This window comes from Friedmanniella luteola (assembly GCF_900105065.1).
Classification (GTDB): Bacteria; Actinomycetota; Actinomycetes; order Propionibacteriales; family Propionibacteriaceae; genus Microlunatus; species Microlunatus luteolus.
The window spans coordinates 1,742,053-1,764,568 of the sequence record NZ_LT629749.1; the positions used below are offsets into that span (position 1 = coordinate 1,742,053).

Here is a 22,516-nt window from a genome sequence, read left to right on the forward strand (position 1 = left end):
GGGCTCATCGCGACCTTCCGGGCGCACCGTGCTCGGTCGCGCACCGGGGCGGTCGCGCGTCGTCGGTCACGGCCCGGTCCTGCCGCCGGACCCCGCCGGGCCGGCGGCCGGTGCGCTACCGTCCTGGACCAGCGCCGGGTGCGGTCCAAGTCCCCGGAGGCGGGACCCGGCGGAGCGAGGTGCGGCCCGTGGACGAGCCCCAGGGCGACGGAGCTGGTGCCGCCGATCGGGTACCGGTCCCGGCGCGCGCCGATCCGATGGCCGGGGCGCTCGTGACGACGACGTTCCCGTTCGACGGCGGACGGCAGGTCACGGTGTACGTGCCGCCCGAGCCCCCTGAGCTGGTCGTCTTCGCCGGTGACGGCCAGCTGATCGCTCCCTGGGGTGGTCATCTCGAGGCCGCCGGAGTGCCGTCCACGATGATCGTCGGCGTCCACCGCACGGACGACGAGGACCCGATGGCACGGATCGGTGAGTACTCGCCCTCGTTCGACGCGGAGCGGTTCGCGGCTCACGAGGCCTTCTTCGTCGACGAGGTCCGCCGCTGGGTGCGCACGCGCTTCGGGGTGGCGCTGCCGGCCGGACGGACGGCCGTGTGCGGCGTGTCGGCCAGCGGAGAGCTGGCCCTCGCCCTGGGGCTCCGGCACCCGGACGTCTACGGCGTCGTCTTCTGCGCGTCGCCGGGCGGTGGTCACCACCCGCCTGCGGTGCTGCCGCGCCCGCTCCCGCGCACCTACCTGGTCGCCGGGACGCTCGAGCCGTGGTTCCTCGAGAACGCGACCCGCTGGGCGGACGCGCTCCGTGGTGCCGGCGCCGACGTCGTGCTGGCCGAGCGGGTCGGCGACCACGGCGACCCGTTCTGGGCGGCCGAGCTCGCGCGCATGGTGGCCTGGGCTCTGGCACGCTGAGGCCGACGGGCGTCGGGACGCCTGGACCGCTGGTGCCGGGAACCCGCACCAGGGTCCTCCGGAGGACGGCGGTCCGGGGCGACGGAGGCGGAGGTGGGCATGAAGGTGGGCTTCGTGGGCACAGGGGTCATGGGGCAGCCCATGGCCCTCAACCTCGCGCGTCACGTCGACGTCGTGGCCTGGAACCGGAGCCCGGAGCGGCTCCGGCCCCTCGCCGACGCCGGCGCCACCGTCGCGCGGGAGGCGGACGACGTCTTCGACGCGTGCGAGGTCGTGCTGCTGATGCTCGCCAACGGCCAGGTCGTCGACGAGGTGCTCGCCCGCGGGACGGCGCGGTTCGCCCGGCTGGTGGCGGGCCGGACGGTCGTGGCCATGGGCACCACGGCCCCGTCCTACTCCGCGGGCCTGGAGGTGGACGTGGTCGCCGCCGGCGGCCGCTACGTCGAGTCCCCGGTCTCCGGCTCCCGCCAGCCGGCCCTCGACGGCACGCTGGTCGCCCTGATGGCCGGTGACGCCGGTCCGGTGGGCCTGGTCCGCCCGCTCCTCGAGCCGATGTGCCGGCAGACCTTCGTGTGCGGGCCGGTGCCGTCCGGGCTCACGATGAAGCTGGCCGTCAACCTCTACCTCATCACCCTGGTGACCGGCCTGGCCGAGACGGCCGAGTACGCCGAGCGGCACGGTCTCGACCTCGCGGTCCTCCGCGACGTCCTGGACGCCGGGCCGATGGCCAGCGACGTCTCCCGCGGCAAGCTCGCCAAGCTCGTGGCCGGCGACCTCGCCGTGCAGGCCCGGCTGGCCGACGTCCGCTACAACACCGACCTGATCGCCGCGCTGGCCCGGGGGAGCGGCACGGCCACCCCGCTCCTCGACGTCGCGCGGGAGCTGTTCCTCGAGGCGGAGGCCCTCGGGCACGGCGGGCTCGACATGGTGGGCGTCATCCACGCCCTGGCCGCCCGTTCGGACGGGCAACGCCCCACGTCACAGCGGTAGGAGGTAGCCCTCTGCCAGGTTGTCCGCCTCGTCGGAGCCACCCCAGACGAAGACGCCGTCCGGACCGGTGACGATGGTCTGGCTGGTCCGGTACCCCTGGCCCCAGGGCGCCGCCGGCACCCGTGTCCAGGTCCGCGTCCGGGGTTGGAGCAGCTGGCCGCCGACCAGGGTCCGGTCGCCGACGCTGCCGATGACCCCGTCGAGGGCGCTGCGGCCCTCCGGGGGCTCCGGCAGTGACGTCCAGGTGCCGGTGGCCGGGTCGAGGATGGCGCCGTTGGCGTGGTGGCGACCCCAGGTGCCGATCGTCCCGCCGTCCTCCGACCCGGTCATCGGGAACACGACCCGGTCCGCGACCCAGGTCGGGTGCCCGCCGACGATGTCGCTGTCGGGCAGCAGGGTCCAGTCGGTGAGGCCGTCGTCGAGCACAGCCAGCCGGGTCAGCGGGGGGCCGTCCGCGCCCGGGCTCGGCACCAGGTCGGAGGCGGTCAGCAGGAGCTGGTCACCGAGCCAGGCGGCGCTGCGGCCGTAGCTCGGGCCGAGCGGGTCGTCGGGCAGCCGCCGCCAGCGCTCGGTCACCGGGTCGAACACCGCGTCGACGGCGGCCTCCTGCTCGTCGGAGCACCCCACCGCGACGATCTTCGTCCCGGCCGCGACCAGCTGGGGGTCGGCCAGCTGCGGTGCCGGCAGCGTCGACCAGGCGTCGGCACCGGGGTCGTAGGAGAGGAAGCTGACGGGGCTGTCGGCCCGGTCGAGGGAGCCGGTCAGCACATACAGCCGCTGCCCGACGACGGTCATCTGGAGGACCCCGCCCACCGGGGTGGGCGCCGGCGCGATCGCCCGCCAGCGGCCGGTGGCCGGATCGAAGGCCGCGCCGTCCCGGTGGGGCGGCCGGGCCGGCGCCGCGCAGCTCGCGGCCGGCGGGCACGGCGGGTCCGACCAGCCGCCCACCACGTAGAAGCGGCCGCCCAGCGAGGCGCCGGCGGCCTCGTGACGAGCGGACAGGGGGCTGGGCGGCAGTCGTGACCACGCGCCGACCCCGGCCGGGAAGACGGGTGCCTCGGCGGGCAACGCGTCCGCGACCGACCCGCAGCCGGGCAGCAGGACGCAGGCGACGAGCGCGGCGGCAGCTCTCCTGGTCACGCCCACCCACGACACGGTCCCAGAGAGCGCCGCGCCGGGCCAGGGCCTCGAGGTTGCGGTTCGGCGTCGAACGGACCCCCGGCTGCCGCAGCGAACCGCGGCCGTCACATCGGTGTCCCCGGCGTCGTCATCGGGGTGTGAGCGTCCATCAACACGAGGAGAGTCCGTCATGACCGTCACCGACCAGAGTGCAGGCTTCACCGACGCCGAGAAGGCCGCGATGCGGGCGCGGGCCGCCGAGCTGCGGTCCTCCGGCCGCGGGGGAGCGAAGAAGGCGGAGGAGGCCCAGGCCTGCCTCGACGCGATCGCCGCCCTGCCCGACGACGACCGCTCCCTCGCCGAGCGAGTGCACACCCTCGTCAGCGAGGCGGCGCCCGGCCTGCGGCCGAAGACCTGGTACGGCATGCCGGCCTACGTCGACGAGAACGGGAAGGTGGTGTGCTTCTTCAAGGCCGCCGCCAAGTTCGGCGCGCGCTACGCGACGCTCGGCTTCAGCGACGTGGCGCAGCTCGACGACGGGGTCATGTGGCCCACCGAGTTCGCGGTGACCGGGATGTCCGCGGCCGTCGCGACCCGGGTCGACGAGCTCGTCCGGAGGGCGGTCGGGCCGACCGCGTGACCCACCCCGACCCCTCAGGTCGGACCGACCTGAGCGGCCTCGGGCTCCTCGCCGATGACGACCGTCCAGGGGCGGATGGTCCAGGAGGTGACCAGACCGTGGCGCACGTAGGGGTCGTCGACGGCGAAGCGCTCGACGACCGAGCGGTCCTCCGTCCGCCAGAGGAGCACCGCTCGGTCGGGCGGGTCGGCGAGGGCGCCCGCGAGGACCAGGTCTCCGCGTCGGCGGGCCTCGAGGGCGAGCGCCAGGTGCGCCTCGCGCCAGGAGGCGCGACGAGCCAGGTAGTCGTCGACCAGCACGTACTCCAGCAGGTGGTAGGCCATGGGTCGAGTGTCGTGCAGCGGGCGGGTGCCGCACCACAGGACGCCGGTGCCGCCCCGGCGCTACGGTGGCCGGGAACCCGGACGAGGGGACGGCGACGATGGCGCAGGAGCACGGTGGGGGTGCGTCCACGCGCTGGTCACCCCGGCCGTGGACGCCGGTCGACGTCCCGGCTCGGCAGTGCCGGGTGCGTGGCTCGACCTTCAGCTACACCGAGCTCGGCCGCGGGATCCCGCTGCTGGCCCTGTCGGGGTCGCCCGGCGACGCGCGGCAGACCCTGGCCGCCTTCGAGCCCGCGTTCGTCGGCCGGACCGGTTGGCGGCGGCTCCACCTCGACCTGCCGGGTCAGGGCCGCACCCCGGGGCCGGACTGGATCAGGACCTACGACGACGTGCTGCAGGCCGTCGTCGAGTTCCTGGACGAGGTGGTCGGCGACCAGCCGGTGGCGGTCGCCGGCATCTCCTACGGCAGCACGCTGGCGACGGCTCTCCGGCACGGCCACCCCGAGCGGGTGCTGGCGACCCTGCAGCTGTCCCCGGCCAACGACGTCGAGCCGGACGGCCTGAGCACGCCGGTGGTCCGGGAGGACACCGGCTTCCGGGAGGCCCTGACCGAGGACGAGCGGCCCTTCCTGGACCTGTTCAAGGTCCGCACCCGCACGGTGCTCGAGGAGATCCGGGCCTGGACGATGCCCGGGGTCGCCTCCTGCGACGTGGCGTTCCTCGACCGGCTGGACCAGGGGCCCCGGTTCTCCCACGTCGACGAGCCGCTCCGGAGCTTCGACGGACCCGGGCTGATCATCGTCGGTCGCCAGGACCCCGGGGGCCACCACCGGCTGGTGGACCAGCTGGACCTGATGCCGCGCACCACGCTCGCGGTGCTGGACCGCGCCGGCCACCTGGCGTTCGCGGAGCAGTCGCGGCTCGTCGACGTGCTCGTGACCGAGTGGCTGGACCGGGTGGAGGAGCACCTCGAGCAGACGCGGGCCGCGCGGCTCTAGGCTCCCGGTGGCCGGGAGCGGAGCCGGTCCCCGCGGCGGCTCGCCGTCCGGTCGCCGGACGGCGAGCCCCTCAGCGGAGCGTCAGTCCCAGCCGGGGTCGGCGGGGCCGTCGCCGAAGTCCGGGACGGGCAGCCGGGCGCCGCCCTGGCGGGCGGAGTCGTTCGCCACCACGCCCGGGAGGGTGAACCGGGCGGCCCGCCAGGCGTTGACCGGCGGCTGGGTCGTGGTGACCACGGCGCGGACGAAGTCGTCGGCCAGGAAGTGGTGGCTGCCCTCGTGCCCGTTGTGGGCGCCCTCGAACTCCGCCGGCAGCCGCGCGCGGTCCTGCACGGGCGCGGTACCCGAGGTGAAGCTCTGCATGAGGGCCGGGTCGACGTCCCCGAAGCCCTCGGGGACCTGTCCGCCGTGGGTGAAGAAGAGCTCGCTGATGTCCCGGGTCTCACCCTTCGCGTAGTCCTCGCCCTCGGTCTTCACGCTCAGCGTCGCGCCGTGGCCGGACTGCTCGAAGACCTGCTCGGTGCCGTAGAACCGGAACCGGGACTCGTGGCCCTTCCAGTAGCCCAGGCGGCGGAACTCGTTGTGCCGCATCGTGCCGCCGTCGGCCAGCTCGATCAGCGAGGTCATGTTCGAGAAGTCGTTGTCCCACAGGGAGACGTCACGGTCGAACACGCCGTCGCCGCGGTCGTCCCGGATGCCGATGCAGCTGACCGACGTCGCGTAGGTCGACAGCGCGCCCAGCACACCACCGATGGCGTGGGTCGGGTACAGCATCGGCGGGTAGCTGGCGGTGGCCTTCCAGTCGTCGCCGCCGCTGTACTGGTAGGCGGCGGTGAAGCCGTTGTCCATGTCGTGCAGGTAGTCGCCCTCGGAGTAGAAGACCCGTCCGAAGGCCCCGTCGGCGACCTGGCCGCGCGCCCAGACCACGGCGGGGTTGTAGTAGCTGGTCTCGCCCATCATGTAGATCAGGCCGGTCTCCTCGACCTTCCTCACGATCGCCTCGATCTCCTCGACGCTGATCGCCATCGGGACCGCGGAGTAGACGTTCTTGCCCGCGTCGAGCGCCTGCAGCACGATCGGGCCGTGGGTCCAGCGCTGGGTCATGACGGCGACGGAGTCGACGTCGGAGGCCAGCATCTCCTCGATGCTGGCGAAGCTGCCCGCGAGGCCGTGCCGCTCGACGTGCTCAGCCGCACGCTCGGGCACGAGGTCGGTGACGTAGACCTCCTCGACGTCGGGGTGGAGCTGCCACAGGGCGATGAAGCTCCGGGCGAACTGTCCGGTGCCGATGACGCCGATCTTCATGACGCAGACCTCTTTGTCCTGGTGGTCGAGTGGTGGTGCTCGGGGCCGCGGTCGCGGCCGAGCAGGCGCGCTGACTGTACAACGGCCGGCCCGCGCCACGACGGCGCGACCGGGCGGATGGCGTCCCGGCCGGCACCCGATCAGGAACACTGGGCCGGCCGGCTCCGTCGCGCCGGCTGGGCCGAGGAGGGTGCGGACATGGACGCCGACGTGGTCATCGTGGGGGCCGGCCTGGCCGGCCTGGTGGCGGCCCGCGAGCTCGTGGCCGCCGGCCGTCGGGTCGCGATCGTGGACCAGGAGAACGAGGCGAACCTCGGCGGGCAGGCGTTCTGGTCGTTCGGCGGGATCTTCCTGGTGGGCACCCCGCAGCAGCGCCGCCTCGGCGTCCGCGACTCCTTCGACCTGGCCTGGCAGGACTGGCAGGGCAGTGCGGGGTGGGACCGCCTCGACGGGGACCACCCGCAGGACGCGTGGGCGGCGCGGTGGGGCCGGGCCCACGTCGAGTTCGCAGCCGGGGAGGAGCGTGCGTGGTTGGAGTCCCAGGGCGTCCGGTTCACCCCCCTGGTGGGCTGGGCCGAGCGCGGTGACGGCACCGCGGGCGGGCACGGGAACTCGGTGCCGCGCTTCCACGTGCCGTGGGGCTCGGGCACCGGCATCTCCGAGCCGTTCGCCGACCAGGCCCGCGACGCCGCCCGGTCGGGGGCCGTGACGTTCCACCACCGGCACCGGGTGGACGGGCTGGTCGTCGCCGACGGCGCGGTCGTCGGGGTCCGCGGCATGGTGCTGGCCCCCGACCGCTCCGCCCGCGGGGTGACCTCGAACCGGGACGAGGTGGCGGAGTTCGAGCTGACCGGCCAGGCCGTGGTGCTGGCGACCGGGGGGATCGGCGCCGACCATGCGCAGGTCCGCCGGAACTGGCCCGCCCGGTTGGGCACCCCGCCCAGGGAGATGATCAGCGGCGTCCCCGCCCACGTCGACGGCCGGATGCTCGACATCGCCGAAGCGGCCGGCGTCCGGCTGGTGAACAAGGACCGGATGTGGCACTACACCGAGGGCATCCAGAACTGGGACCCCGTCTGGCCCCGGCACGGCATCCGGATCCTGCCGGGCCCGTCCTCGATGTGGTTCGACGCGCTCGGCCGGCGGCTCCCCGCCCCCGGACTGCCCGGGTCGGACACCCTCGGCACCCTCAGGCTGCTGCGCAGCACCCCCGACATCGCCCCGTACGACCACTCCTGGTTCATCCTCACCCAGACGATGATCGAGAAGGAGTTCGCCCTGTCGGGCTCCGAGCAGAACCCCGACATCACCCGCCACGACCTGCGCCTGGTGATCCGCAGCCGGCTGGGCCGCGGCGCCCCGCCCCCCGTCGAGGCGTTCAAGGAGCACGGCGCCGACTTCGTCGTCGCCGACGACCTGGCCGAGCTCGTCGCCGGGATGAACCGGCTCACGGAGAAGCCGCTGCTCGACCCCGCTCACCTCCGCACCCAGATCGAGCAGCGGGACGCCCAGATCGCCAACCCCTGCAGCAAGGACGCGCAGGTCAACGGCATCCGCACCAGCCGACGTTTCCTCGGCGACCGGCTCACCCGGACCGCGAAGCCGCACCGGATCCTCGACCCCGCCCACGGACCGCTGATCGGGGTGAAGCTGCACATCCTCACCCGGAAGACCCTGGGTGGGATCCAGACCGACCTCGACGGCCGCGCCCTCGACGGGGACGGCGCACCGGTCCCCGGCCTGTACGCCGCCGGTGAGGCAGCGGGCTTCGGCGGCGGCGGGGCCCACGGCTACAACGCCCTCGAGGGCACCTTCCTCGGCGGCTGCATCCTCACCGGCCGCACCGCCGGCCGCTCCCTGGCCGCCCAGCTCTGACCGCCGCCGGGCCGGTTCCCCCGGGGAACCGGGAGCCGCTCAGCGGCGCAGGTCAGCGGGTCCGCGGTGCAGCGGCAGGCCGGCGGCGACTTAGGCCTCGACACCACCGATGAGGTCGGTGGCCCTGCGCAGGCCGACGGCCCGCAGGGAGGCCGCCGCCAGGCTCGAGCTGTAGCCCTGCCGGCACACCACGATGATCTCGGTGTCGTAGCCGGCTGCCTCGGGGATGCGCGCGTCGCACGCCGGGTCGAGGCGCCACTCGAGCACGGTCCGGTCGATCACCAGAGCGCCCGGGAGGTCGCCCTGCTCGGCACGCTGCGACTCGGTCCGGGTGTCGACCAGCAGCGACCCCGCGCGCGCGGCCGCCCGCGCCTCCACCGCGGTCAGCCGCCGGACACCACGACGCGACGCCGCCAGCGTCTCCTCGATGCTCACGCCGACAGCATCGCCTCCCGCGGGATCCGCCGGACCACCGGGCACCCCGCAGCGCGGCGAGCACTGGACCGCGCACGCGGGTCTGTCGCACCGTCCCCGGCCCCGTCGTCGGTGAACTAGCATCGGCACCCCCCGTCCCGGACCCCAGGAGCGGCGCCATGTTCCCTCCCGCGCTGGCCCGACGGGGTGCGCGGCTCGCCGACCGGCTGGCCGGCAGCCTGGGACGTGCGCACCGCAGCGGGCCGGACGAAGCCGAGGTCGAGCTCCTCCGCAAGCGCCTGCGACGAGCGCGCACGAGGGTCCGCGCCCGGGACGCCGAGATCGCCCGGCTGACCGAGGAGCTCCGTCGGCGCACCGAGGAGATCGCGGCCATGCGCGCCTCCCTGCGCGACCCGGACCCGGAGGTGGTGCTGCCGCCGGCCGTCGTGGAGACGGTCGACCGGGTGCACCGGGAGCACCTCAGCTACCTCTCCCGGGACAACCTCGCGATGCTCGCGCGCCTCGTGGTCGCCCTCGAGCGCGACGGTCGGCCGGGGCTGGTCGTCGAGGCGGGGACGGCGCGGGGGGGGTCCGCCATCGTGATGGCGGCCGCGAAGGCCCCGGAGCGGCCGATGAAGGTCTACGACGTCTTCGGGATGATCCCGGCGCCGTCGGAGAAGGACGGCGAGGACGTGCACCGCCGCTACCGGCTGATCCGCGACGGCGGGTCCCGGGGTGTCGGCGGCGAGCTGTACTACGGCTACCGCGACGACCTCTACAGCGAGGTCCGGGAGTCCTTCGCCCGCTGCGGCGTGGAGGTCGGCCGCCACCGGGTCGACCTCGTCCGCGGGCTCTTCCAGGACACGATCGACCTGGCCGAGCCGGTGGCGCTCGCCCACCTCGACGGCGACTGGTACGAGTCGACGCTCACCTGTCTCGAGCGGCTGGCCCCCCTGCTCGTCCCGGGCGGCCGCCTGGTCCTCGACGACTACGACGCCTGGTCGGGCTGCAAGCGGGCGGTCGACGAGTACTTCGCGGGCCGACCGGGGTTCCGCCTGGAGCGGCGTGCCAAGCTGCACGCGGTGCGTCTCCCGTGACCGACCACCTGCATCGGGAGCCCGGTCCAAGGCTCCGACCGTGAGCTGGGGAGCACGCCGGGGCGGGTCGGCCCTCGTCCGCGTGCCCGCGGGGGAGGCCGCGACCGGCCGGCCGGCCGGCTGTCGACGGTGCGGGGAGCCGTACGGTGACGACCGACCTCGAGCGGGAGAGCGCCAGCTGCACCGCCCGGCGCGGGACCTTCTCCGTCGTCGAGGTGCCGCCGCTGACCTACCTGGTGGTCGACGGGCGCGGCGACCAGCACGGCGCAGGTCTGCGCCGACGCCGTCGGCGCGCTCTTCCCCCTCGCCTACGTGCCGACCCACCCTGCGCAGCGACCACATCCCGGCCCGGTCGCTGCACAGGGTGGGTCGGCACCACGAGGTCTACCTGAGCGACGCCCGGCGCACCGCACCCGCCCGGTCGCGGACGATCCTGCGCCAGCCGGTCGTGGCCGTCGACGGCTGAGCCCGGGGCTGCCCGGCCGGCTCCGGCGACGCTAGGGTCGCGCCGTGGAAGGCCGGGTCCGAGACGTCACGGTGCACTACGAGGAGCACGGCGCGGGGACGCCGGTGCTCGTCCTGCACGGGGCCGGGGTCGACCACCGCGAGGCCGAGGCGTGCTTCGAGCCGGCCCTGGGTGCTCACGGAGGGCTGCGGCGCCTCTACCCGGACCTGCCCGGCCAGGGGCGGACGCCGGCACCCCCGTCCCTGCGGAGCGCTGACGACGTGCTCGACGTGCTGCTCGCCTTCGGGGACGAGGTCCTGGGCGGCGGGCCGGCCCTGGTCGTCGGGCACTCGGCCGGCGCCCACTACGCCCAGGCCGTCGCCGCCCGCCGGCCCGACCAGGTCGCCGGGCTCGCCCTCGTCTGCCCGCTGCTGCCCGGCGTCCGCGATGTCCCCGCGCACCGGCCGCTGGTCGTCGCCGACCGCCTCGGTGACGAGGACTTCCGCGGCTACTTCGTCCTGCAGACGCCGGCCATGCTGGAGCGCTACCAGCGTCTCGTCGCTCCTGCCGCGCCCCTCGTCGACGCGGCCGCCCTCGAGCGGATGGGGGAGCGCTGGGAGCTGACGGCGCCCGACGGGCCGGCCTTCGGCGGTCCCACGCTGGTGGTGGCGGGACGGCAGGACTCGACCGTCGGCTACGCCGCGGCCGTCGACCTGCTGGCGCAGCACCCCCGGGCGACGCTCGCCGTCCTCGACGGCGCGGGCCACGCGCTGCCCCACGAGCAGCCGGAGCTGCTGGCCGCCCTGCTCGCCGAGTGGCTCCGCCGCACGGACCTGGCCGGCTGAACACGGGCGAGCCCGTGCTGGCCGAGCGGGGGTGCGCTCAGGTGGTGGGCAGGTCGAGACGCACGAGGACGCGTCCGGGCGCCGGGCGGTCGACCTGCTGGAAGCCGAGCTCGGCGAACAGCTGCTCGCGCCCGACGAAGGCGTCCGCCGGCCGGTCCTCCCCGGCCGCCAGCGGCCAGCCCTCGACGGCGACCGCCCCGTGGCTCCGGGCCAGCGCGATGGCGGCCTCGACCAGGGCGTGGTTCACCCCGCGCCGGCGGTGGTCGGCGTGCACGACGAGGCAGGGCAGCAGCCACACCATCCCGTCCTCGGCCCGGGAGCGGTCACGGAGCAGCGGGTGCCGCGCCGGGTCGGCGCCCAGGTAGCGCGACCGCGGCCCCGCCGCACCCCAGCCGACCGGCTCCCCGTCCCGGCTGGCCAGGACGCCCATCGGCAGCTCGCCCCCGGCCAGCGCCTCGAACCGGCGGCGGTTGCCGCCGCCGAACCAGCCGGCCGCGAACCGGGCGCGGCTGGTGCAGAAGGCCGTGCACCAGCAGTGCCGGGTGGTGCGCTCGGACGCGAACAGCCGCTCCAGGACCCCCAGCTCGGGCGGCCCCACGGGCCGGGTCTCGAGCTCGGCGGGCACACCGGCACGCTAGCGCGCGCCGGCCGTCGGTGCCGGGTCAAGGGAGGTGCCAGGCATCAGGAGACGGTGAGGCGCGGCGAGCCGGGCGCCACGCCCTCGGTCTGCACCTGCAGACCCACCCGGACGCTGCCGCCGGCCGGGACCGCGGCCGCCCAGTCCTGGCCGGTGCAGGTGATGACGCCCCCGGCCACGGCGCAGCTCATGCCCCACGCGTTGGTGACCGCCGTCGCGGCCGGGTCCTCGACCCGCAGCGTCCACCCGGACCGGCCGCCGCCGCTCGCCCGGACCTCGACGTCGGCGACGTAGCCGACCGCCCACGACTCCCGCGGCGTCCAGCGAGCACTCAGACCTGCGGGTCCGGCGGGGCCGGCCGGACGCCCGGTCGGGGTCACCGACGGGGCGGGCGCGGGCGTCGGGGTGGGGGAGAGGACGGGCGTCGGGCTCGCGGTCGGCCGGGGCGCCGGGTCGACCGGCCGGCCGGGGCCGAGCAGCGGCGCGAGGGCGGCGAGCTTGTCGGACTGCGGCGTCACCCAGTCGTCGGCGACCAGTCCGCCGGTGTCGCCGGAGTTCGGGTTGAACGACCAGTAGGCGAAGCTGGCGCCGGTCCGGTCCAGGTAGGCGACCAGCGTCGACAGCCAGGCCCGGTCGCTGGCGGTGCGCAGTGTGGTCCCGAACTCGCCGAGCAGCACGGGCGCGATGCCCTGCTCCTGCAGGTAGCCCCAGCGGGCGGACCACAGCGGCTCGAGGTTCGCCGGGTAGGCGGGGTCGGAGAAGTAGGGCTGCGGGTAGATCGAGGCGGGGTAGTCGTGCGGGGAGTAGACGACCCGGCCCGGCACGTCGAGGGTCACCGGGTGGTCGGCCACGTCGGCGAGGCTGCCACCCCACCAGGTGCCCTGCCCGTCGGCCTGCCGCTCGACCCCCTCGACCACCACCAGCAGCCGGGGGTTCACCGCGAGCACCGCGTTGCCCGCCCGGGTCGCCGCGGCCGCCCAGTCGCGGGCCGGGTCGCCGCAGCCCCAGCAGGCGGCGCCGTGCGGCTCGTTGTGCAGGTCCACGCCGACGACGGCCGGGGTGTCGGCGTAGCGCTCCGCGAGCATCGTCCAGTCCTCGATCCAGCGCGACTCGGGGTAGGCGGCGGTGGCCCACAGCTCCGACTGGGCGTCGGATCCGGGTCGGTGCCGGTCGAGCAGCACGCTGAGGCCGTGGGCCTGGGCGCGGGCGACGACGGCGTCCATCAGCTCGAGCGGGGTGAGGCCCTGCAGGTCGGGGTTGGTCGCGGCGTCGACGCCCTCGGTCGCGCCCGCGGCGAGGCACTGGTTGGAGAAGGGCAGCCGGACGGTGTTGAAGCCGAAGGACGCGATGCGGGCGAGACCGTCGTCGAGGCTGATCTGCCACAGCCCGTGCGGAGCGCAGGACGGCGTCTCCATCCCGAACCAGCTGACGGCCCGGATGGTGTGGGGCCGGTCGCGGGCGTCGAGCAGGGTGGAGCCGGACGCGTGCAACCAGCCGACCGGGCCCCCGGCGGCGGCCGCCTCGGTCCGGGCCCCGGGGCCGGCGGCGGAGAGTCGCATGACGCACAGCACAGCACAGACCAGCAGGGCGAGGCCGCGGCCCCGCGTCAGGAGGAGCCGTCGCGTCACCGGCTCAGCCTAGGGTCTGGACCCCTGGCCTGACCGGCGTTCGGGGCCCGGAAAACGCGCGACCCCTCCGTCGGCGACGACGGAGGGGTCGGACGGTGATCAGGGGGTCCGCTACTTGATCTTCGCGGACTCGTCGTGGATCTCGAGCGCCACCTGCCGCAGCTTGTCGGCGTGCTCCTTGCCGTGGTGCGCGCAGAACATGAGGTCGAACCCGCTGGCCAAGGTGACGCGGACGTATGCCTGGGCTCCGCACCGATCGCAACGATCGGCCGCAGTCAACTCGGCACCTTCGATGACTGAAGTGCTCACGGGAGGCCTCGCTTCCTGATGATCAGAGATGATCTTCGTTCGGGGGGAACTTGCCGGTGGTGGTTGGCGCCGGGTGGCCCCGTCCCCCTCCATCTAGTCAACATCCAACGTGGCTCCGATTGTTCCCTTTCCCCATCTCGGCGCCATGACTCTTGTGTAACAACTGCCGCGCCTCGTTGCCGGGACCACGACCACTGCTCCGCGGGCGTTGGGGACACCCTTGGAGCAGTCAGCCTACGTTCCGGGTCCAAGGTGTCGGCAGGGGTACCCTCACGGCGTGTCCCCCGCCCCCGCTGCCACCGAGAACCGTGAGTACGAGGCCCGGCACCTGCTGGTCCTGGAGGGGCTCGAGGCGGTCCGGAAGCGCCCGGCGATGTACATCGGCTCGACCGACACCCGCGGGCTCATGCACTGCCTGTGGGAGATCATCGACAACGCCGTGGACGAGGCGCTGGGCGGTCACGGGCAGGAGATCTCGGTCACCCTGCAGGCCGACGGCGGCATCGCGGTCGTCGACCACGCCCGCGGGATCCCGGTCGACATCGAGCCGCGGACGGGCCTGTCCGGCGTCGAGGTCGTCTTCACCAAGCTGCACGCCGGCGGCAAGTTCGGCGCGGGCTCCTACAACGCGACCGGCGGCCTGCACGGCGTCGGTGCCTCCGTGGTCAACGCCCTGTCCACCCGGCTCGACGTCGAGGTGGACCGGCTGGGCGCGACCTGGACGATGTCCTTCCGCCGGGGCGTGCCCGGCACCTTCGACGGCCCCGGCCCCGACGCGGCCTTCACCCCCGGCGGCGCGCTGCGCAAGGCCGGGCGGGTCGCCAAGGGCCGGACGGGCACCCGCGTCGTCTACTGGCCCGACCGGCAGATCTTCCTCGCCGGTGCCCAGCTGTCCCTGACGGACCTGCACAACCGCGCCCGGCAGACCAGCTTCCTGGTGCCGGGGCTCGCCCTGCACGTCACCGACGCCCGCACCGCGGAGGTCGCCCGGGAGACGTTCCGGCACGAGGGCGGCATCTCGGAGTACTGCGAGTTCCTGGCGCCCGACCGCTCGCTCACCGACGTCATCCGGCTGCAGGGCACCGACCGGTTCACCGAGACCGTGCCCATGCTGGACGACGCCGGGCACATGGAGCCGACGGACGTGGAGCGCGAGCTCGAGGTGGACGTCGCCGTCCGCTGGGGCGAGGGCTACGACACGACGCTGCGCTCCTACGTCAACATCATCGCCACCCCCAAGGGCGGCACCCACGTCGCCGGCTTCGAGCGGGCGCTGACCAAGAGCGTCGGCAGCGCGCTGCAGGGCAAGCGGCTGCTGAAGGCCGGGGAGGAGGTCGTCAAGGACGACGTCCTCGAGGGCCTGACCGCCGTCGTCACGGTCCGGCTGGCGGAGCCGCAGTTCGAGGGGCAGACCAAGGAGGTGCTGGGCACGCCGGCCGTCTCGCGGCTGGTGTCCAAGGTGGTCGACCGCGAGCTGACCGCCTTCCTCGGCTCCACCAAGGCGGCCCCGAAGGCGCAGGCGCGGGCGGTGCTGGAGAAGGTCGTCGGCGCGTCCCGCGCCCGGGTCGCAGCACGGGCCCACCGGGAGGCGACCCGGCGCAAGAACGCGCTGGAGTCGTCGTCGTTGCCCGCGAAGCTGGCGGACTGCCGGAGCAACGACGTCGACCGGTCCGAGCTGTTCATCGTCGAGGGCGACTCGGCGCTGGGCACCGCCAAGCTGGCCCGGAGCTCGGAGTTCCAGGCCCTGCTGCCCATCCGCGGCAAGATCCTCAACGTCCAGAAGGCCTCGGTCGGCGACATGCTGAAGAACGCCGAGTGCGCCTCGATCATCCAGGTGGTGGGGGCGGGCAGCGGCCGCAGCTTCGACATGGAGGCGGCCCGGTACGGCAAGGTCATCTTCATGGCCGACGCCGACTCCGACGGCGCCCACATCCGCTGCCTGCTGGCGACGCTGTTCTTCCGCTACATGCGGCCCCTGGTCGACGCCGGGCGGGTCTACACCGCCGTGCCGCCGCTGCACCGCTTCGAGCTGACCAACCCGCGCAAGGGGATGGACCGCTTCATCTACACCTACTCCGACGCCGAGTACCAGCGCAAGGCCGCCGAGCTGACGAAGAAGGGGCTCAACTTCAAGGAGCCGCAGCGCTACAAGGGCCTCGGCGAGATGGACGCCGACCAGCTGTCCGAGACGACGATGAGCCCCCGGCACCGCACGCTGCGCCGGATGACCGTCGACGACGGGCTGATGGCCGAGACGGTCTTCGAGATGCTGATGGGCAACGACGTCGGCCCGCGCAAGGAGTTCATCATCGACGGCGCCTACTCCCTCGACGCCGCCGCGATCGACGCCTGAGGAGCTCACCCGCTCCTGCGCCCGGGCCGGTGGCCGCCCGCGTCGGTGCCCGCACCCCCGCACCCGCGCCCCCGGGCTGAGGCAGCAGGGCCGGGTCGAGGGGCGCGTCCCGGGTCGAGGTCTGACCCCCACTTCACACCCCGTCGGTGTGCTCCACACCCCGTGCAGCGGCCGCGAGGACCACCGCAGGGGTGTGAAGTGGGGGACCCACGGCGGCCCGGGGGCCCAGGGATCCCACCGACCGGCCGTCGACCGGTGCGCCTCCCGGCGCTCTGGACGGGTGGGCAGGCCTAGCGGGCCGTGCCGGCGCCGGTCCGCGACCGGCGCAGGGTCAGCAGCAGGCTGGCGACGAGGTAGTAGCCGATGTAGGCCAGCGACAGCGCGACGGCGACCGGGCTCGGGTCGGGCATGCCGAGCAGGATGACGGCGTAGAGCACCAGCCACAGGCCGGCGAGGCCGAGGTTCAGGCTGCGCGCCGTCGTCGTCCGCGACGGGTAGATGTAGCGGACCGGGACGAAGACCAGCACCGAGCAGACCACCAGGATGGTCGCGGTGACCGCCGGGGCGAGGTCGAGGACCACGGCGTAGAAGGCGACGACGTTCCAGTAGCTGGGGAAGCCGAGGAAGGTGTGGTCGTCGGTCTTCGCGTCCGTGCGGCAGAACTGCACGCAGGAGGCGAGCAGCGGCACCCCGGCCAGCACCGTGCCCCAGCGGCCGTCGGGGAGGAAGCCGCCGGTCCAGAGCAGCACGACGGGGACGAAGGCGTAGGTCAGGTAGTCGACGATGTCGTCGAGCCGAGCGCCGTCGAAGCCGCGGATGGTCTCCTTGACCCGCAGCCGACGGGCCAGGGTGCCGTCGGTCCCGTCGACCACGAGGGCGGCGAGCAGGATCCACAGCGCCTGCACCGTGCGTCCGTCGACGGCCGCGAGCACGGCGAGCAGGCCCAGGACGGCTCCGCTCGCGGTGTAGAGGTGCAGGGCCCACCCTGCGGCCCGCAGACCTCGGGAGGCTGTCCCGGGGGTCGCGGCGGCGTCGATGGTGGTCACGGAGCTCCTCCTGCGGTGCCGGCCGACGGCAGTCCGGTCCGGCGGAGTCTCCCACAGCCGGCCGGCGGTCCGCGGGAAGGTCGGACCCGCGTCGCGGACCTGGTCACACCCAGGCCCTCGGAGTCGTCGACCGGGTGAGGCGCCGTCGCCTCCGAGCGCGACGGCACGACCGAGAAGAGGACGACCATGACCGGTGGACTGCAGACGATCGTCTACCCCGTGCGCGACCTGGAGGCGGCGAAGCGGGTCTACACCGCGCTCTTCGGCGCTCCGCACACCGACCAGCCCTACTACGTCGGCTACGCCGCCGGCGAGCAGCAGATCGGCCTCGACCCGAACGGCCACCGCAGCGGGCTCACCGGTCCGGTGGGCTACTGGCCCGTCGACGACGTCGAGGCGAGCCGGCAGCAGCTGCTCGGCGTCGGCGCGACGGATGTGCAGACCCCGCACGACGTCGGGGGCGGGCTGCTGCTGGCCGTGCTGGCCGACGCGGACGGCAACCAGGTCGGGCTGATGCAGCGTCCGGCCTGAGGGCCGCCGCCGGTGCGCGCCGGGGCGGCCTCAGAGCTCCGGCTGGGCGCCCCGGTGCTGGACCGCGGCGGCGCCGGCGGCCACCCCGGCGGCGCACGCCCGGCCCAGGTCGTCGTCGGTGAGCAGGGCCGCGGCGGCGGCCCCGACGAAGGCGTCGCCCGCCCCGGTCGTGTCCACCACCTCGACCCGCGCGCTGGCCTGGGCGCCGGATCCGGCGGTGGAGGCGTGCACGGCGCCGTCGCCGCCCAGGGTGATGACCACCGACCGGCAGTGCTGCGCCAGCAGGGCCAGCAGGGCGTCGGTCCCCTCAGGGCCGGCGCCCAGGGCGGTCGCCAGGTCGGCGGCCTCGTGCTCGTTGACCACCAGCGGGTCGCAGAGCGCGAGCAGCTCCGGGGTCGCCGGCCGGTAGGGCGCGAGGTTGTGCACGAAGCGGACGTCGTGCGCGGCGGCCCAGGCGGCGGCCGCCTCGACGCAGGCGACGCTCAGCTCGCCCTGGGTGAGCACCAGCCCGACGTCGTCGGCGCCCGCCAGCCCGGCGGTGACCTGCGCCGGGGTGAGGGCGGCGTTCGCGCCGCCGGTGACGACGATGCAGTTCTCGCCCGCGTCGTCGACGAGCACGGTGGCGCCGCCGGACTCGACGTCGGGCAGCCGGAGCAGCTGGTCCAGCTCGACGCCGCGGCGCCCCAGCTCGTCGACCAGCATGGCGCCGGGGGCGTCGGTGCCCACGGCCCCCACCAGGATGCTGCGGGCGCCGGCCCGGGCGACGGCGCAGGCCTGGTTGGCCCCCTTGCCGCCGGGTGAGGTGCGCGAGCCGTGCGCCAGCACCGTCTCGCCCGGCCCGGGGATCCGGGCGACGTGCAGCGAGGTGTCGGCGTTGACCGAGCCGACGACCACGACGGCGCTCATGCCGGCCGCACCATGTGGAAGCGCTGGTCGGCGCTGACCGCGAAGTAGGTGGTCGGACCACCACCGCGGAGCACGGGCTCGGCCCGGGCGGTGTCGTAGACGCCGTCGACCAGCAGGTCCTCGTCGATGTGCACGGCGACGACCTCGCCGAGGCTCATCCAGGCGTCCAGGTCGACCCCGTGCCGGTCGGTCAGCCGGATCTGCTGGGTCAGCCGGCACTCGAAGGTGACGGGGGCCCCGGCGACCCGGTCGGGTCGGACCTCGGTCGAGGGCTCCCCGGTCAGCCCCGCGAGCTCGAACTCGTCGACCTCGGCGCCGACGGTGGCCGCGGTCGCGTTCATCGCCTCGGCCTGGCGGCGGGTGACGAGGTTCCAGGTGAACTCGCGGGTCTCCGCGATGTTGCGCACCGAGTGCTTGTAGCCGGTGCTCGAGAAGCCGACGATCGGCGGGGTGTAGTTGAAGGCGTTGAAGAAGCTGTAGGGGGCGACGTTGCGGACGCCGTCGGCCGACAGCGTGGACACCCAGCCGATGGGGCGCGGACCCACGATCGCGTTGAACGGGTCGTGCGGCAGCCGGTGGCCCTCGTCGGGGCGGTAGAAGTGGGTCCCCATCACAGGACCTGGGTCAGGGCGCCCGTGTCGACGTCGTAGAGGAAGCCGCCCACCAGCGCCCGTCCGGCGAGGTGCGGGTGCTCGCGGAGCGCCGTGACGTCCTCGAGCAGCCGCGCGTGCTGGTCGGGTGAGGCGCCGATCCGCAGGTCGCTCAGGTCCTCCCCGGTCGCTGCGCGGGCCTTGGCCACGATGTCGGCGTCCTCGCCGCTGGCCATCGCGCAGCGGGTGTGGGGCACGACGAGGATGCGCTCCACCCCGAGCAGGTGCACCCCGAGCACGCAGCCCACGAGCGCGTCCGGGGTGAGCCGGCCGCCCGGGGTGCGGATGATCTTGGCGTCGCCGATCTTGAGCCCGATCATCTCCAGCGGCTCGATGCGGGAGTCCATGCAGGTGACCATGGCGACGCCCGCGTGGGCGATGCCGTCGAAGTTGCCGTGCTGGAAGCCGGTCTGGTAGCCGGCGTTGCGGGTCAGCAGGTCGGCGAAGCCTGACCCGGCCGGAGATGTCGCGCTCACGCCGCCCAGCGTAGGACCGCCGGTCACCGGTCCCGGCTCATGTCCGCGGCGACGCGACGGCGGCGATCGGCTGGGCGGAGGGGGCGCCCGAGCCGTCCCGTCGGCCGTCGGCGGGCGGCAGCTCGACCGGGGCCCCGCTGGCCGCCGCGGCCAGGGCCGGGGCCGGGCCGGCCCAGGCCAGCAGCAGGGTGTCCTCCCCGCGCAGGAAGCGGTGGCAGCGCACGCCGCCGGTGGCGCGGCCCTTGGCCGGGTACTCGCTGAACGGCGTCACCTTGACCGCGCCCGCGTCGGTGCCCGGGAGGGCCGCCGAGCTGCCCGCCACCGTGACCACCAGCGCGTCGGCGGAGGGGACGGCGCCGAAGAACACCGCCCGCGCGCCGGCGGCCAGCTTGATGCCGGCCATGCCGCCACCGGCCCGGCCCTGGGGCCGGACCGCCGCGGCCGGGAAGTGCAGCAGCTGGGCGTCGCTGGAGATGAGCACCAGCTCGACGTCGGGGCTGCGCAGCTCGACCGCGCCGACGACGCGGTCGCCCGGCTCCAGCCGGATCACCTCCCAGGCGTCCTTGGCCAGCACCTCGGCGTTGACGCGCTTGACCACGCCGCCCGCGGTGCCCAGCGCCAGCCCGGGCGAGTCCGGCGACAGCGTGGTCAGCGCCAGGGGCTGCTCGTCGGGCTCCAGCGTGACCAGCTCGCTGACGTGCGTGCCGCCCTGCAGGTTGGGGGCGCTGGCCGTCGTCGGGACGGTGGGCAGGTCCAGGACGTTGACCCGGACGACCCGGCCGGCGCTGGTGACCAGGCCGACGTCGCCCCGGGCCGTGGCGAGGACCGTCGAGGCCACGACGTCGTGGTTGGTGCGGTCGCCGCCCTCGGGCAGCGGCTCGGCGTCGGCCGTCCGGGCCAGCAGACCCGTGGAGGAGAGCAGGACGCGGCAGGGGTCGTCGGCCACCTCGAGCGGGGCCGCGGTCGCCGTGGTCGCCACCCCGCTCGCGGCCAGCAGGATGGTCCGGCGGGGCGTGCCGTGCGCCTTGGCGATCGCGGCGAGCTCGTCGCCGACCAGGGAGCGGAGCCGGTCGGCGTCGTCCAGGATCGCGCTCAGCTCGGCGATCTCCGCGGTCAGGGCGTCCCGCTCGGTCTCCAGCTCGAGGGTGCTGAAGCGGGTGAGCCGGCGCAGCGGCATCTCGAGGATGTAGTTGGCCTGCAGCTCGCTGAGGTCGAACGCCTCGCGCAGCCGGGCACGGGCCGCGGCGGTGTCGTCGCTGCCGCGGATGATGGCGATGACGTCGTCGATGTCCAGGATGGCCAGGATGAGGCCCTGGACCAGGTGCAGCCGCTCCTCGGCCTTGCGGCGGGCGAAGGCGGTGCGGCGGCGGGTGACCTCGTAGCGGTGCTCGAGGAAGACGGTCAGCAGGTCGTGCAGGCTCAGCGTCCGCGGCTGCCCCTCGACCAGCGCCACCGCGTTGATGGCGAAGTTGTCCTCCATCTTCGTCAGCTTGTAGAGCTGCTCGAGCAGGGCCTCGGGGTTGAAGCCGTTCTTGACCTCGATGACCAGCCGGGTCCCGTTGGTGGACAGGTCGGTGAGGTCCTTGACGTCGGCGATGCCCTGCAGCTTGCGGGCGGTGACGAGGGTCTTGATCTGCTCGATCACCCGCTCCGGGCCCACCATGTAGGGCAGCTCGGTGACGACGATGCCCTTGCGGCGCGGGTGCACCTGCTCGATGCGGGCCGTGGCGCGGATGCGGAAGGAGCCCTTGCCCGTCCGGTAGGCGTCCCGGATCCCGTCGAGGCCGATGATCTTGCCGCCGCTGGGCAGGTCGGGTCCCGGGATGAACCGCATCAGGGCGTCGAGGTCGGCCTCGGGGTGCCTGATCAGGTGCCGCAGGGCCTGCACGACCTCGACGAGGTTGTGCGGCGCGCAGTTGGTCGCCATCCCGACGGCGATCCCGGAAGCGCCGTTGACCAGCAGGTTGGGGAACGCGGCGGGCAGGACGGTCGGCTCGACGTCCTTGCCGTCGTAGTTGGGCTTGAAGTCGACGGTGTCGGAGTCGAGGCCGTCGGTCATCGCGGCCGCGGCGGTGGCCATCCGGCACTCGGTGTAGCGCATGGCCGCCGGGCCGGAGTCCAGCGAGCCGAAGTTGCCGTGCCCGTCGACCAGCGGCAGCCGCATCGTCCACGGCTGGGCGGTGCGGACCAGGGCGTCGTAGATCGCGGTGTCGCCGTGCGGGTGGTAGAGACCCATCACCTGGCCGACGACGCGGGCGCACTTCACGTGGGCGCGGTCGGGCCGCACCCCCATCTCGTTCATCGAGTAGAGGATCCGCCGCTGGACCGGCTTGAGGCCGTCGCGGGCGTCCGGCAGGGCCCGGGAGTAGATGACCGAGTAGGCGTACTCGAGGAAGCTCGTCTGCATCTCCGAGGACACGTCGACGTCGAGGATGCGCTCGACGAAGTCGTCGTCCGGCGGCGGCGCGGTCCGGCTGCTACGCGCCATGGTTCGTCCCGTGCTGGTCCACGGGCCGATTCTGCCCGCCGCGGGCGGCTGTCCCGGACACCGCGCACACGGGCGGGACCCGTGTCGGCCCGCCGGCGGGGGCGCTAGCGTCGCGGGCGTGGACGAGACGACGGTGCCCGACGGCCTGCGCTTCGTGGCCGTCTCGCTGGACTGCGCCGACCCCGAGGAGCTGGCGGAGTTCTACCTCGGCCTGCTGGGCGGGCACCGGCGCTGGACCTCCGCGCGCAGCGTCGGGGTGCAGACCCCGGGCCTGCTGCTGGTGCCGCAGCGGGTCGAGGGCTACGTGCCGCCCACCTGGCCCGGGTCCCCCCTGGTGCACCTGGACCTCACGGCGGGCGCCGACCTGGACGGTCCGGTGCAGCGGGCGCTGGAGCTCGGCGCCGGGCTCGCCGCGGTGCAGCCCGACCCGCGCTGGACGGTGCTGCTGGACCCGGCGGGCCACCCGTTCTGCATCACGACGCTGGCCCCGGCGCCGGACGCGCCCTGAGCCGCGCCCCCGATCCCTGGCCTCGCAC

Annotated in this window: 22 protein-coding genes; 10 read left to right on the top strand and 12 right to left on the bottom strand. The window is 74.5% G+C overall.

The genetic code is table 11. The features are described 5' to 3' along the window. Positions 1-188 precede the first annotated feature (188 nt). Together BLT72_RS08235 and BLT72_RS08240 are read left to right on the top strand one after the other, a co-directional pair. Positions 189-908, top strand: coding sequence for an alpha/beta hydrolase (locus BLT72_RS08235; RefSeq protein ID WP_231930439.1), 720 nt, complete (start codon positions 189-191; stop codon positions 906-908). Positions 909-1,022: 114 nt separating this feature from the next. Further along, positions 1,023-1,898 (top strand): NAD(P)-dependent oxidoreductase, encoded by an 876-nt coding sequence (locus BLT72_RS08240; RefSeq protein WP_197677236.1) that lies wholly within the window; start codon positions 1,023-1,025, stop codon positions 1,896-1,898. Here the strand turns inward: BLT72_RS08240 and BLT72_RS08245 are convergent. Next, a complete protein-coding gene (locus tag BLT72_RS08245) occupies positions 1,887-3,038 on the bottom strand; it encodes a Kelch repeat-containing protein (protein WP_157720358.1) in 1,152 nt (383 codons plus the stop codon). The two genes, BLT72_RS08240 and BLT72_RS08245, sit on opposite strands and share 12 nt — an antisense overlap. 169 nt (positions 3,039-3,207) lie before the next feature. Here BLT72_RS08245 and BLT72_RS08250 point away from each other — a divergent pair, with 169 nt between their 5' ends. Then, positions 3,208-3,657, top strand: a complete 450-nt coding sequence (locus BLT72_RS08250) for an iron chaperone (protein ID WP_091411898.1) — start codon at positions 3,208-3,210, stop codon at positions 3,655-3,657. A gap of 14 nt (positions 3,658-3,671) precedes the next feature. Here the strand turns inward: BLT72_RS08250 and BLT72_RS08255 are convergent, their stop codons facing one another. Beyond that, positions 3,672-3,980 (bottom strand): YciI-like protein, encoded by a 309-nt coding sequence (locus tag BLT72_RS08255; protein WP_091411900.1) that lies wholly within the window; start codon positions 3,978-3,980, stop codon positions 3,672-3,674. A 185-nt stretch (positions 3,981-4,165) separates the two neighbouring features. On the opposite strand from BLT72_RS08255, the gene BLT72_RS08260 reads away from it, so the two are divergent. Beyond that, positions 4,166-4,978, top strand: coding sequence for an alpha/beta fold hydrolase (locus tag BLT72_RS08260; RefSeq protein ID WP_157720359.1), 813 nt, complete (start codon positions 4,166-4,168; stop codon positions 4,976-4,978). Between the two features lie 81 nt (positions 4,979-5,059). On the opposite strand, the gene BLT72_RS08265 is transcribed toward BLT72_RS08260, so the two are convergent. Then, entirely contained in the window at positions 5,060-6,280 is a 1,221-nt protein-coding gene (locus tag BLT72_RS08265) for a Gfo/Idh/MocA family protein (protein WP_091411905.1), read from the bottom strand. 198 nt (positions 6,281-6,478) lie between these two features. Between BLT72_RS08265 and BLT72_RS08270 the strand changes: the two genes are divergently transcribed. After that, positions 6,479-8,155, top strand: a complete 1,677-nt coding sequence (locus BLT72_RS08270) for an FAD-binding dehydrogenase (protein WP_091411907.1) — start codon at positions 6,479-6,481, stop codon at positions 8,153-8,155. Between the two features lie 90 nt (positions 8,156-8,245). Here the strand turns inward: BLT72_RS08270 and BLT72_RS08275 are convergent, their stop codons facing one another. Beyond that, positions 8,246-8,590: a rhodanese-like domain-containing protein gene (locus BLT72_RS08275; RefSeq protein ID WP_231930441.1), complete on the bottom strand. Its 345-nt coding sequence runs from the start codon at positions 8,588-8,590 to the stop codon at positions 8,246-8,248. Positions 8,591-8,748: 158 nt separating this feature from the next. On the opposite strand from BLT72_RS08275, the gene BLT72_RS08280 reads away from it, so the two are divergent. Together BLT72_RS08280 and BLT72_RS08290 are read left to right on the top strand one after the other, a co-directional pair. Next, a complete protein-coding gene (locus BLT72_RS08280; protein ID WP_091411913.1) occupies positions 8,749-9,666 on the top strand; it encodes a TylF/MycF/NovP-related O-methyltransferase in 918 nt (305 codons plus the stop codon). A gap of 510 nt (positions 9,667-10,176) precedes the next feature. Further along, positions 10,177-10,956 (top strand): alpha/beta fold hydrolase, encoded by a 780-nt coding sequence (locus tag BLT72_RS08290; protein WP_091411916.1) that lies wholly within the window; start codon positions 10,177-10,179, stop codon positions 10,954-10,956. 37 nt (positions 10,957-10,993) lie between these two features. Here the strand turns inward: BLT72_RS08290 and BLT72_RS08295 are convergent, their stop codons facing one another. The 3 genes from BLT72_RS08295 to BLT72_RS08305 form a co-directional block, all read right to left on the bottom strand. Beyond that, complete coding sequence (locus BLT72_RS08295) at positions 10,994-11,581, bottom strand: GNAT family N-acetyltransferase (protein ID WP_091411918.1); 588 nt, start codon at positions 11,579-11,581, stop codon at positions 10,994-10,996. Between the two features lie 56 nt (positions 11,582-11,637). Next, complete coding sequence (locus BLT72_RS08300; protein ID WP_197677237.1) at positions 11,638-13,221, bottom strand: cellulase family glycosylhydrolase; 1,584 nt, start codon at positions 13,219-13,221, stop codon at positions 11,638-11,640. A gap of 111 nt (positions 13,222-13,332) precedes the next feature. Then, on the bottom strand, positions 13,333-13,530 hold the full coding sequence (locus BLT72_RS08305; protein ID WP_091411920.1) for a DUF7455 domain-containing protein: 198 nt from the start codon (positions 13,528-13,530) through the stop codon (positions 13,333-13,335). A gap of 277 nt (positions 13,531-13,807) precedes the next feature. Here BLT72_RS08305 and BLT72_RS08310 point away from each other — a divergent pair, with 277 nt between their 5' ends. Further along, positions 13,808-15,883 (top strand): DNA gyrase/topoisomerase IV subunit B, encoded by a 2,076-nt coding sequence (locus BLT72_RS08310; protein ID WP_172826042.1) that lies wholly within the window; start codon positions 13,808-13,810, stop codon positions 15,881-15,883. Positions 15,884-16,173: 290 nt separating this feature from the next. On the opposite strand, the gene BLT72_RS08315 is transcribed toward BLT72_RS08310, so the two are convergent. Next, positions 16,174-16,929 (bottom strand): CDP-alcohol phosphatidyltransferase family protein, encoded by a 756-nt coding sequence (locus tag BLT72_RS08315; RefSeq protein ID WP_231930443.1) that lies wholly within the window; start codon positions 16,927-16,929, stop codon positions 16,174-16,176. Between the two features lie 186 nt (positions 16,930-17,115). Here BLT72_RS08315 and BLT72_RS08320 point away from each other — a divergent pair, with 186 nt between their 5' ends. Next, positions 17,116-17,460: a VOC family protein gene (locus tag BLT72_RS08320; RefSeq protein ID WP_091411923.1), complete on the top strand. Its 345-nt coding sequence runs from the start codon at positions 17,116-17,118 to the stop codon at positions 17,458-17,460. A 30-nt stretch (positions 17,461-17,490) separates the two neighbouring features. Here BLT72_RS08320 and BLT72_RS08325 read toward each other — a convergent pair whose 3' ends face one another. From BLT72_RS08325 to BLT72_RS08340, 4 genes are read right to left on the bottom strand one after another with little or no spacing between them, the layout of a single operon-like run. Further along, entirely contained in the window at positions 17,491-18,366 is an 876-nt protein-coding gene (locus BLT72_RS08325) for a ribokinase (protein ID WP_091411925.1), read from the bottom strand. Beyond that, positions 18,363-18,977: a flavin reductase family protein gene (locus BLT72_RS08330; RefSeq protein ID WP_091411928.1), complete on the bottom strand. Its 615-nt coding sequence runs from the start codon at positions 18,975-18,977 to the stop codon at positions 18,363-18,365. The genes BLT72_RS08325 and BLT72_RS08330 overlap by 4 nt, the downstream gene beginning before the upstream one ends. Continuing rightward, a complete protein-coding gene (locus BLT72_RS08335) occupies positions 18,977-19,492 on the bottom strand; it encodes a beta-class carbonic anhydrase (protein ID WP_091411934.1) in 516 nt (171 codons plus the stop codon). Before BLT72_RS08335 ends, BLT72_RS08330 begins: the two co-directional genes overlap by 1 nt. Positions 19,493-19,529: 37 nt before the next feature. Further along, on the bottom strand, positions 19,530-21,980 hold the full coding sequence (locus tag BLT72_RS08340) for a DNA gyrase/topoisomerase IV subunit A (protein WP_091411936.1): 2,451 nt from the start codon (positions 21,978-21,980) through the stop codon (positions 19,530-19,532). A gap of 118 nt (positions 21,981-22,098) precedes the next feature. On the opposite strand from BLT72_RS08340, the gene BLT72_RS08345 reads away from it, so the two are divergent. Next, complete coding sequence (locus BLT72_RS08345; RefSeq protein WP_231930445.1) at positions 22,099-22,488, top strand: VOC family protein; 390 nt, start codon at positions 22,099-22,101, stop codon at positions 22,486-22,488. Positions 22,489-22,516 lie beyond the last annotated feature (28 nt).

Coding starts and splice junctions, on each gene's coding strand:
- BLT72_RS08265 (WP_091411905.1), bottom strand. CDS start 6,280: ATGAAGATCGGCGTCATCGGCACCGGACAGTTCGCCCGGAGCTTCATC.
- BLT72_RS08280 (WP_091411913.1), top strand. CDS start 8,749: ATGTTCCCTCCCGCGCTGGCCCGACGGGGTGCGCGGCTCGCCGACCGG.
- BLT72_RS08320 (WP_091411923.1), top strand. CDS start 17,116: ATGACCGGTGGACTGCAGACGATCGTCTACCCCGTGCGCGACCTGGAG.
- BLT72_RS08250 (WP_091411898.1), top strand. CDS start 3,208: ATGACCGTCACCGACCAGAGTGCAGGCTTCACCGACGCCGAGAAGGCC.
- BLT72_RS08270 (WP_091411907.1), top strand. CDS start 6,479: ATGGACGCCGACGTGGTCATCGTGGGGGCCGGCCTGGCCGGCCTGGTG.
- BLT72_RS08330 (WP_091411928.1), bottom strand. CDS start 18,977: ATGGGGACCCACTTCTACCGCCCCGACGAGGGCCACCGGCTGCCGCAC.
- BLT72_RS08325 (WP_091411925.1), bottom strand. CDS start 18,366: ATGAGCGCCGTCGTGGTCGTCGGCTCGGTCAACGCCGACACCTCGCTG.
- BLT72_RS08255 (WP_091411900.1), bottom strand. CDS start 3,980: ATGGCCTACCACCTGCTGGAGTACGTGCTGGTCGACGACTACCTGGCT.
- BLT72_RS08340 (WP_091411936.1), bottom strand. CDS start 21,980: ATGGCGCGTAGCAGCCGGACCGCGCCGCCGCCGGACGACGACTTCGTC.